The following is an 11084-nucleotide window of genomic DNA, read 5'->3' as shown; positions in this document are numbered from 1 at the left end:
CTTTGTAGAGCGCATTGGTGGAAAAGAGGTCAACGTTGAGGTAATGGTGAAGTCTGGTGAGAGTCCTGCGACTTTTAATCCCAACCCGAAAAAAATGAGTCGTCTCTCTCAGGCAAGGTTATATTTCAGCATTGGTGTTCCATTTGAGACCATTTGGATTGATCGCATTCAATCTATTCACCCTGGCTTAAAGATTATTCCTCTGCATGAACAAATAGACAAAACCACTGCACATAAACTTGATGCACGTCATTCCCATGGCAAAACAGATCCGCATATATGGACCAGTCCGGCGAAGGTCAAAACCATAGCTAGTAAAATAAAGGAAACGCTGGCCCGAAACCTGCCGCAAAAAGCTGAATACTTTGAAAAAAACCTTAAGTCTTTTTCCAATGACCTGGACGTTTTGGACAAGAATATTCGCAGTGTTCTCGCAAAAAGCGATAACCGACGTTTCATGGTTTTTCATCCAGCCTGGTCCTATTTCGCCAGAGATTATGGCCTGGAACAAATTTCCATTGAACAGGATGGTAAAGAGCCAGGAGCAAGAGCCATGCAAAAAACGATTGAAAAAGGCAAAAACCTTGGGATTAAGGTAATATTTGTACAGAAACAGTTCAGCCTTTCCATTGCTGAAAATATCGCGAAAGTGATTGGCGCCACTGTCCATGAAATGGATCCTTTAGCGGAAAACTATTTGGAAAACATGCAACGAACGGCAACAGCTATATCTGGAGCATTGCGGTGACTACTGACACAGTCATAAAAATAAAAGATCTGGACTTCAGTTATGGGGGCCCAAAAATACTTGAGAATATCGAGCTCGATATCCAACGCAACGAATTTATAGGTATGGTTGGCCCGAACGGAAGCGGTAAAACAACCTTGCTTAAAATTATCATGGGTGTGTTGACTCCAGATAAAGGTACCGTCAAGGTTCTTGATAATCCCCCTTCTCAATCCGTTCAGGAAATTGGCTACATGCCGCAGTTTGCTTCTTTTTCCAGAGATTTTCCTATCAGCGTTGAAGACACTGTATTGATGGGGCGACTGGGAAAAACTTCCAGCTTTGGTTTTTTCAATAAAGCCGACAAGCTTGCAGCTGAAAAGGCCATGAACGATGTTGAGATTCTGGATCTTCGTAAAAGAGTAATTGGTTCTCTTTCTGGCGGGCAGCTTCAAAGGGTGCTTATTGCAAGAGCCCTGACCTGCGAACCACAAATCATGATACTTGATGAACCAACTGCCAATGTCGACATGAAAGTTGAAAAAGATATTTTCGACTTGCTTAAACAGTTGAATGAGAAAATAACCATCATTGTGGTGACCCACGACATCGGTTTTATTTCTCAGTATATACATCGGGTGGCCTGTATTAACCGCACTCTCATTTGCCATCCCACTTCAGAGCTGACGGGAGAAACCATTGAGAATATGTATGGCGCACACATGCATATGGTGCACCACCACCATGAGGATGAAAAAAAATAATCATGAGTAGCTTTGTTGAAGCGATATCTTCCCACGAGTTTATGCAGAATGCCATTATTGGAGGCACACTTGCCAGTGTAGCCTGTGGTGTTGTGGGATCTTATGTCGTGGTAAAACGTATTGGTTATCTTGCGGGCGGCATTGCTCACTCAGTGTTGGGCGGAATGGGAATTGCCTATTATCTGGGTCGCGCACCCATCGAAGGAGCCTTTGTCTCAGCTATTATTTTTGCTGTCGTCCTGGGCTGGGTAAGTCTCAAAATGCAACAACAGGAAGATACCGTTATAGGGGCTCTTTGGGCAGGGGGTATGGCTGTTGGAATTTTGTTTATCTCGCAGACACCCGGCTACAGTGTTGATCTCATGAGTTTCCTGTTCGGAAATATCTTGATGATCTCTTCTGATGACCTTTTCTGGATTGCCGGACTGGATTCACTAATTCTCCTTATCGTTTTTCTTTTTTACAAACAATTTCTGGCTTTATCATTTGACGAGGAATTTGCACGACTGCGCGGTATTCCTGTTGAGCGTTTTTATTTACTTTTTCTCACTCTTGTAGCCTTGACGGTTGTCATATTAATTCAAATTGTCGGACTGATTCTGGTGATAGCGTTGCTAACACTTCCTGCAGCGGTCTCGGGACACTATGTACGCTCTCTAAACCTGATGATGGTACTGGCTACTGTTCTTGGAGTGATGTTCACAACCGGGGGACTGGCATTGTCTTATCAGCCAGATCTTCCACCTGGCCCCACTATAATTCTGGTAGCGGGCTCCTTTTATCTGATGTCATTAATCATCAACCGAGTATGGAAAAAAACTTGAAATGAGTGGCTGCTGTCCTGAAATTGAAGAAGAACTGGCACATGGTACTAAACGCAAAATCCTATGGACCGTTCTTGTTCTCAATCTCATCATGTTTTTTGTAGAAGGCATTACTGGATGGATGGCACAATCCAACGCCCTGATGGCTGATGCCCTGGACATGCTGGGTGATGCCGTGGTGTATGGATTCTCTCTTTTTGTGATTCAACTTGACCCGATCTGGCGAACTCGGTCTGGAATTCTCAAGGCAACCATCATGAGCGTTTTCGCGTTAAGCATATTGGGCTCTGCCATATACCGTGTCTACCACCATGTTGTTCCAATTCCGTCTGCAATGGGAATCGTTGGCTCAATCGCTCTTGCTGTCAACCTCTTATGCGCTTATCTACTATTGCGTTTCAGAAAAGACGACATCAATATGCGTTCGGCCTGGTTATGTTCCCGTAACGATGTACTGGCAAACCTGGGAGTTTTAGCAGCCGCCGGTGGAGTTGCCTGGACAGGCTCCCACTGGCCGGACCTGGCTGTTGGGATGATTATCTCAGTGATGATCCTGCAATCTTCCTTTGGTATTTTCAAAGATGCCAGGCTGGAATTAAAGAACAATCAGGCCTGACTATAAAAATCACGAGACAAGCTATAAAATAAAAAGCTTATATTCAGGAGGTCTCATGAATCAAAAATTTATCATATGGGTTTTAACTGTTTTATTATTTTCGGCATTAAGCGCGGGATGCACAACAGGCCCGAAAACCCAATCAAGTTCAGAAAAAAACCAGGAAAATACAGAAAAAAAATCAGAAGGATCCGACTATTACAATTAAACTAGGCCAATGCACCGAGTCTTTCGGTAAGGGTATTGCAGTTATGATGGGCAAGGTATAGCAAACCATCAGACAGGGAATAGTTGTGCGGAAATGTCATCACTTCTCGACCCAGTTTTTCGATCAACTGCTGGTAAAGCTCATTCGTTTCTTCGGCATTCATTCCTATTGACGTCTCATAAGAATAACCCAGACTCAAATCATGGTCCGGCGGAGTATAAAGTTTTGTGATGCCCCATTCCATCGGACTATTTTCTATGGGTGCTCCTCGCTCAAGATCAAACTGTGAGAGAATCGCTGAAAAACCTGGCGAGTCCAGCAAGCGCTGGTTGTTAAGGACAAAGTTAATCGAGTCCATCACTTCTTCACGGGTCTCAGTCGGAAAACCACAAATAAGATAAAAGTGCATAGCAATGCCCAATTGCAGACATCGTTCGGTGGTTTCATCCACCCAGCTCAATTCCACACCTTTCTTCATGGAGTTCAGAACCCTCTGGTTGTATGACTCCAAACCAAATATCAATTTGCGGCAACCAGACTTGTATAACAAATCCATACGGTCGTCTTTGAGCAGGCTCTTCTCAAACTTGAGCTCCCCTGTCCACTGCACATCCACCTTTTGTTCGATGATCTTGGCGGCAAAAGTTCTGAGAAAGTTGATCGGCAACGCTTCATCGGTGAAGAAAAAATTATTGCAGTTATATTTTTCCTGCAACACCTTAAAATCGTTCACCACATTCTCTGCGTACCGCACATGGAAATTCATGTGATCGAATGGAATGGAACAAAACGCGCATTGTTCCCAATAACAACCACGAGAACCCATCACCGGTAAAACACGCTCCGGAGACAGGTATAGGTCCAAAGGCATTCCATCAAAATCCGGAGTTGGCAAGGCATTCAGTTCTTCCTTGGCGAAAGGCCGGTTCACTTTAACCACCCCTTCCTGCCGGTAAACCAGATTAGGTACTTTGCTTAGATCGCCATCTCCGCGAAGGTGCTCGACCAGCTTAAGAAGTGGTGTCTCACCCTCATGCACAACAAAACTGTCTACAAAATTGAAAAGCTTCGAGCCATCATTCTCCAAACGATCCACAAGCTTGGTGAACACACTTCCGCCGACAGTGATATGAATTTCAGGACGGTTCTGCTTGACGAGATAAGCCAGGGTCAAGCCGGATATGATTTGCTCCACCGAAGTAATAGAGATTCCGAGAATGTCAATGTCCTCTTCAAGAATTCCCGGCAAATACCATTGCTGATAAAGGTCATAAAAGAAATTCTCTTCCGGGTGATTGAAGGAGTCGATCACTTCTTGAGATGAGTAGGGTGAAAACCGCATCTGACTGCCTATAACCGTCAATTGTGATGGATAGTAAGGCGCTAAAATATTGTCGAGCCAAACATCCATGATTTTGAGGTTTTCCATATACTGATCAATATCATAGAACTCCTGACTGCGTTGCGAAGCAACGGCTCCATCAATTTGGTCCTTCAGTGCCATGACAATTTCTTCCGCTTCACGGAGTTTGTTAAACTTTTCCGCTTCTTCTTGAGTCAACCGAGGCTTGGAACTCAATTCGTTCAGCTCTCTAATGATGCGCTCGTATAGTGGCTTGGTTTTCTCCCAGGTACAGAGGTCATTGAGGAGTTCAATCGCCAGGTCACGCTGAACCACATCGTGAACTCCATGCATATTGAGAAACGCCTTTAAACTGGGCAAACTCAGGTAAGGTTGTGACGGATGCCAAGATGTAGGAAAAACCAGATATATCATTTTAAATAAAACCTAGTTGCAAATTTGAATATACTCGTATTTGTACTCGACCTGATAAACCGCAATTTAACAAGTAAGAAAATTGGCAAAAGCTATTAAGTCGAGAACATTTTCGACATCAGTAAAAATATGGCCTATTGGCCCAACATCTAGTTGGGTTTCGGCGCCATGAAAACTAGCATGACCAGTTTGTCATCGGTATGGTTCACCACCCCGTGATCCTCGCCCGATGGAGCCATGGTGATTTCGTGTTGTGAAAGCAATTTTTCTTCCGACCCTACAGTCACTTTACCCTGCCCTTCCAATACATAATAAACCTTATCAGACCCATCGTGCGAATGAACCTTCTGGAATTGACCTGGCCCAATACAGTATATATCACAAAAGAATTTATCCGTATCAAACAGACTGACTTTTTTCATTTTTTCGGAATTAAACTGAACTACATCTCGAACATTGATCACTTTCATAGACATATCACTTATTTCCATTTAAAAGACATTGTTGAGTCCAGCACCTGGGTGTCGATTTTCTTTACGCCCATCTAGCCTGACTGTAGAATACATAAAACCTTAAATTTTCATATAGTTAGAATAATATCATAGAAGACAAAACAAGCCAAAATAAATAGGTTTCTAAGGATTTCACAAACCCTATTTTATTGACATCGTCATTACGATCCACTATTTTGAAAATATCCTCGCGTATGGATACACAACAGTCTTTGCATTTCTCAATACACACAATATTTTAAATTCGGGACGTAGCGCAGCCTGGTTAGCGCACTTGACTGGGGGTCAAGGGGTCGGAAGTTCAAATCTTCTCGTCCCGACCATTAAAACAGGGGTTAGCTCAAACAGGCTAACCCCTTGTCAGTTTTGTGTAATATTTCCAAAAGCAAATAACTGGAATATAGAGGATTCGGCATATGAAATAAAGGTAGGCAACGACACGGTTGAATTCACCATTAGCATCTTTAACTTTCTATCCAATAGAAGGTTACTTCAGTATTTTAACTTTTGGCCATATCGTTTTTTTTATATCCTTGAAAAAAATATAAATTTTGAATCGTTTCTATAAATATGTTATCAAAACAAGAGTAAGGAACTTAATTTTAAGGATATATCCGTTGTCACTTTTAAACCGTAAGAAATCTAATATCGTGCTCTCCAAATGGTCTGCCATGGTTCTCATGGTTGGTTTCGCTCTGATAACGGTGTTTGGAAGCCCTATTCACGACCATGATCTCGATTCATCTCATGTCGATTTGGATTGTATTTCTTGTCATCTCGTTCATTCCAGTGTTGGCTTAGAACACGACGACCCGGATATTTTTGCGAAAACACAAGAAACTCAGCCTATTTCGATTTCAACAAACCTTCAGATCAGCTCCAGCATATCCTCGGTTTTCAGCCGAGCTCCTCCCATAACCTGTTAATCCATTTTTTAAATAATTAAAAATTATATTGACCTTCGGATTCTTAGACATTCCGAAAGTTTCCAAAATAACTTTATTTTCCTGTTGCTGAAGTAGCAAACTATGCAATGCGTAAATCAGAGTTTTGCATTATTTGGAAACTTTCTAATGCATTGTCGAGCGTTTGCTTGGGTCGAAAATATCCCTTGGAGAGAAACTATGCTTAAAGTTTGTGCATTTTTACTTTTATTTAGCTGTCTATTATCGCCGGCCTTTGCAGATGATCAAAAAAAAGGAACAGAGCATGACGGACCCATGGAGCATTATGCGATTCATTTGGATGAAATTATTGTATCCACACCCATGCAAGACACGATTGCCAGTTCCGCAACACCGGTGACCGTTTTACACGACGATAATTTACGTATGAAAGCCGGGGGTACTATTGGCGAAACGCTTCAAAATGAATTGGGAGTCCATGGGCAGGCCTTTGGTCCTGGCGTTGGACTTCCCGTAATCCGTGGACAAGATGGTCCCCGTGTACGGGTCATGAGTAACGGCCTGGGCACGAATGATGCTTCCCAAAACAGCCCTGATCACGCTTCAATCTCAGTTCCAATAAATGCAGAGCGTATAGAGATCTTGCGGGGGCCTGCTACATTGCTTTACGGCAGTGGTGCTATAGGAGGTGTAGTGAATGTTATCGATAACCGGATTCCGGAAAAAGTTCCCGACCAGCTTTTAGGAGGATCGGTAGAGCAAAAATACAATACTGTCAACAACAACCATCAGACAGCATTTAAAGTTGAAGGCGGAAAAAGCAAATTTGCCTACCATTTCGACGGTTATTTTCAAAAAAGTGACGATTTAGAAGTCGGCGGTGATGCCATCGATGTCACTCGAGCCAATGTCAGTCAACCTGGCTTGGTTGTCGATAACAATACAAGTGGTTTTGTCAATAATACTGAAGCCGATAATTTAAGTCTAACGGCTGGGGGATCTTTTGTTGGTGATTCCGGTTTCTTCGGAGTGTCTGCAAATGTTGTGGACATGGAGTACCAGATTCCAACCAGGGGTGAATCGGGCGGTGAAGAATCTAATATAGAGATGGAACAAAGAAAATTGGATTTTAAAGGTGGTCTAAATAACCTTGATGGTTTCTTTAGAAAAATGGATGCTAAGCTCAGTTTCACAGATTACAAACATGTCGAAGCCCTCGAAGCTAAATTTCAAAATGATACATTTGAAGGCCGGGTGGATGCTACGCACAAGCCCATTTTCGGAATGAACGGTATCATGGGACTTCAGATAATGACCAGCCTGTTTAGAGCCCAAGAAATAGGAAGCGACTTTATTAATCCGAGAACCAGGACTGACAGTTACGCCGTATTTGCTCAGGAGTCGTTTGATTTGGCATCTAACCACGTCGGTCAATTTGGGCTACGTTTAGAGCAGAATTTTGTGGACTCAGAAATACGCGCTAATGCGTACCGAAGTTTTACACCTGTCAGCCTTTCTGTTTCAGACGTGTGGACTATTGATGACGAAAAATCATTAAATTTAGCCATAACCCGTTCGCAACGAGCTCCTATTGCTAATGAATTATATTTTTTAGGGGACCATGAAGCGACAGCCACTTATCAGAGGGGAAATCCTAATCTTGATATAGAAACTTCCTATAATATTGACTTGGGTTACAAATTAAATTCCAAGAAGGTGGCTATTGAGTTAAACCTGTTTCATAACTGGGTAAATAATTATATTTACTCAGCACGGACGGGGGGCACAGGAGGTGACGAAAATAATCCGGAAGTAATTTATCAACAAGCTTCTGCCACTTTTATAGGTTATGAAGCGCAGCTTATTTATCATGTCTGGAAAGAGAATTCGCAGGATGTTGATTTAACCTTGTTCAGTGACTACACCCGAGGCAAATTGCACAATAATGGGGATGTTCCAAGAGTTCCGCCTCTTCGCTTGGGTTTCCAGCTTGATCACAGGAGTGGCAACTGGAAGTCCAACTTGCGTCTCACTCGTGCTTTAAAGCAAGGGCATTCTGGACATGTGGAAGCAGATACTCCTAGCTATACATTGCTCAACCTAAATACACATTACCATATCGAAGATTTTAAGAAAGCAGATATGGTTGTTTATGCAAAGGGGAATAATTTGTTGAATGAAAATATCCGTAACTCGGCCTCTTTTTTGAGAAACTTTCAACCGGAGCCGGGAATCGGAGCAGAATTTGGAATTAGAATTAAATATTGATTTGAGTTTAAAAAATATAGAACGGAGTCTCCTCCAGAGTTAAAGCTAGGTCTTGAGTGTCTTTTCAAGAGTCAAGACCTAGCGCTTCGTTTCTTTTTCTTTCCTTTAGTTTTATTAGATTGTGCAGATTTAAACGCATCAGACAATACGTTAGAAACTAGTACAGATGGTTGAGAACTGGGGGTGGAGATAAGGTAAGTGTCAACGATTGCCACCTACTTCTTCCGGTTGATGGATAGTTTGATACCATCTTGCGTATGGTCCTATTTCCTCCTAATAGATCTTAGTTGTTATCTTTTAATGGCAATGTAATGGCCTTTAAAACGATCTCGGTAATTATCATAAGTAACGACTAGCCCATTACTGTTTTATAGGGAACTTAAAAAACGACAAAGATCTGAAATGACAAAAGATCCGGATAACACCCAAAAATATAAAATTGAGTTGATCGTTATCGTCATCCTGATGATCATTGTTGGAATCTTTATCGTTTTCCAGGTTTTTCCTCAGCTGTGATGGACTTTTACTGGAAAAATCAGAGCCCGCTCCAAGCAACCGACCCCACCTAAAAAACGAAAAAAAAGCGAAAATATGTTGACTCCCGCCTTTTAGCAAGGTACTGTTATTTATCGTCTAATCCAACAGTTCAAGTGCCCATGACAACCAGAACCTCAAATGCCCTAGCTATACCAACCTGTTCACTGGCTGTGTGTCGCGTTGAAGCCGGGTTTCCATCACCTGCTGATGACTACATGGAGGGTTCACTGGATCTCAATGAATATGTCATCAAGCACCCTTCCGCAACTTATTTTGTCAGGGCATCCGGAGACTCTATGACAGGTGCGGGAATTTTTCATGGCGACTTACTAATTGTCGACCGGAGCCTTGAGCCTGTTCATGGAAAAGTTATCATTGCAGAAGTGGACGGCCAGCTTACCGTCAAGCGACTTTTAAAAACGAAAGACCACGTCTCGTTACAATCCGAAAATGCCAGCTACCCACCCATCGAGTTTCAGGAAGGAAATGAAGTTGTGGTTTGGGGGGTCGTCACCCATGTGCTCCACAATCTGCTGTGAAAATATTTGCCCTAGTTGACTGCAATAATTTTTATGCATCCTGTGAGCGTGTGTTTGATCCCGGTCTTAAGGGACGCGCTATTGTCGTATTATCGAACAATGATGGTTGTATTGTTGCCCGATCAAATGAAGCAAAAGCTCTGGGAATCCCAATGGGAGTTCCACTTTTTGAGCAGAAAGCAATCATCAAAAAGCACGATGTCGCTGTCTTTTCTTCCAATTACCAACTCTATGGAGATATGTCGCAGAGGGTGATGAACAGTATTCGTCTGCACGTTCCCGACATGGAGGTATACTCTATTGATGAAGCGTTTCTGCGGTTGGATCATTTGCAACCTCGCAACCTGTATGAATACTGCAAACTGATTCGCAGAAAAATACTTCAATGGACAGGAATCCCCGTATCAATTGGCATTGGCCCCACCAAGGTTCTGGCAAAGGTTGCCAACCACATTGCAAAAAAACAGAATGGCATATTCGACATCCGCAACCGGCAAGAGCAGGATAAGATTCTTCAAACTCTGGATGCAGGAAAACTCTGGGGAATCGCAGGAAGATGGTCTGAACGTTTGAGTCGAATGAATATCAAAAAAGCTTCAGAACTCAGGGACGCGGACCCCACTATCATCCGCAAACACCTGTCAGTGGTTGGAGAGCGCATACTGCGGGAGTTGAAAGGGCAACCCTGCATCGATCTCGAAAGCATTCAACCCAGAAAAAGCATCATGTCGTCCAAATCGTTTGGCAATCTTCTGACAAAAAAAGAACCTCTGGAAGAAGCATTGGCCAACTATGCGGCACGTGCGTGTGAAAAGCTGAGAAAACAAAAGAGCCGGGCGCAAGCGGTGTATGTATTTGTCCAGACCAATGGATTCCGAAAAACAGATCGCCAATACAACAATGCATTCACACGCACTTTATCAATCCCCACCAGCGACACACGTGTCATCATTGATGCTGCAAAATTTTGCTTAAACAAAATCTACAGGCATGGATACCGCTACAAAAAAACAGGCATCATGCTGCTGGATCTGATCCCCGCCTCGCTGGAACAGAAACAATTATTCAACAACGTCAACCATCTATCCAGCGATCGCATGATGGATATTGTAGACCTGATCAATAATGACCATGGCCCTGACACATTATTTTTTGGGGCACAGGGCGTCGTCAGGGAATGGAAGATGCGCTGTGGATCGCGATCTCCACGATACACAACACAGTGGAACGAACTGCTGACAGTGGGCTGACCGTCTCATCTTTTGCCCGGATCTGCCTGCATGGGTAGTTTTTTTTCAAAGCTACGACTTCTCATTTCAACCATGACCCAGCCTGCACAGGAATCAATCCATTTCAGGTCATTATTTTTTGCTTCCGGCCCACCCATTTCATTTGATGACCTGAGCT

The 11084-nt window shown here is 43.0% G+C and carries 10 protein-coding genes and 1 tRNA gene; 9 read left to right on the top strand and 2 right to left on the bottom strand.

Annotated features, from left to right (window positions below; all coding sequences use genetic code 11):
• Positions 1-43 precede the first annotated feature (43 nt).
• From F3741_12095 to F3741_12080, 4 genes are read left to right on the top strand one after another with little or no spacing between them, the layout of a single operon-like run.
• On the top strand, positions 44-748 hold the full coding sequence (locus tag F3741_12095; protein ID MZG31521.1) for an ABC transporter substrate-binding protein: 705 nt from the start codon (positions 44-46) through the stop codon (positions 746-748).
• Complete coding sequence (locus F3741_12090; GenBank protein MZG31520.1) at positions 745-1491, top strand: metal ABC transporter ATP-binding protein; 747 nt, start codon at positions 745-747, stop codon at positions 1489-1491. Before F3741_12095 ends, F3741_12090 begins: the two co-directional genes overlap by 4 nt.
• 2 nt (positions 1492-1493) lie before the next feature.
• The gene (locus tag F3741_12085; protein MZG31519.1) at positions 1494-2315 is read left to right on the top strand and encodes a metal ABC transporter permease; all 822 of its coding nucleotides are present in this window, start codon (positions 1494-1496) and stop codon (positions 2313-2315) included.
• Position 2316: 1 nt separating this feature from the next.
• Positions 2317-2931 (top strand): cation transporter, encoded by a 615-nt coding sequence (locus F3741_12080; GenBank protein ID MZG31518.1) that lies wholly within the window; start codon positions 2317-2319, stop codon positions 2929-2931.
• Between the two features lie 209 nt (positions 2932-3140).
• Here F3741_12080 and F3741_12075 read toward each other — a convergent pair whose 3' ends face one another.
• Both F3741_12075 and F3741_12070 read right to left on the bottom strand, forming a co-directional pair.
• On the bottom strand, positions 3141-4835 hold the full coding sequence (locus F3741_12075) for a radical SAM protein (GenBank protein ID MZG31517.1): 1695 nt from the start codon (positions 4833-4835) through the stop codon (positions 3141-3143).
• 230 nt (positions 4836-5065) lie between these two features.
• Positions 5066-5386 (bottom strand): cupin domain-containing protein, encoded by a 321-nt coding sequence (locus F3741_12070; GenBank protein MZG31516.1) that lies wholly within the window; start codon positions 5384-5386, stop codon positions 5066-5068.
• A gap of 287 nt (positions 5387-5673) precedes the next feature.
• On the opposite strand from F3741_12070, the gene F3741_12065 reads away from it, so the two are divergent.
• From F3741_12065 to F3741_12045, 5 genes are all read left to right on the top strand, one after another.
• Positions 5674-5751 (top strand) — tRNA-Pro (locus tag F3741_12065).
• A gap of 294 nt (positions 5752-6045) precedes the next feature.
• Positions 6046-6354 carry a hypothetical protein gene (locus F3741_12060; protein MZG31515.1) on the top strand — a complete coding sequence of 103 codons (309 nt, stop codon included), beginning with the start codon at positions 6046-6048 and terminating at the stop codon, positions 6352-6354.
• A gap of 198 nt (positions 6355-6552) precedes the next feature.
• Entirely contained in the window at positions 6553-8601 is a 2049-nt protein-coding gene (locus tag F3741_12055) for a TonB-dependent receptor (protein MZG31514.1), read from the top strand.
• Positions 8602-9257: 656 nt separating this feature from the next.
• A complete protein-coding gene (umuD, locus tag F3741_12050) occupies positions 9258-9677 on the top strand; it encodes a translesion error-prone DNA polymerase V autoproteolytic subunit (protein ID MZG31513.1) in 420 nt (139 codons plus the stop codon).
• Positions 9674-10927 (top strand): Y-family DNA polymerase, encoded by a 1254-nt coding sequence (locus F3741_12045; GenBank protein ID MZG31512.1) that lies wholly within the window; start codon positions 9674-9676, stop codon positions 10925-10927. Before umuD ends, F3741_12045 begins: the two co-directional genes overlap by 4 nt.
• Positions 10928-11084 lie beyond the last annotated feature (157 nt).

The sequence above is a fragment of the Nitrospinota bacterium genome (genome assembly GCA_009873635.1).
Classification (GTDB): domain Bacteria; phylum Nitrospinota; class Nitrospinia; order Nitrospinales; family VA-1; genus LS-NOB.
Note: the sequence above shows the minus strand (reverse complement) of the source record. Positions and strands in the feature narration are given on the sequence as shown.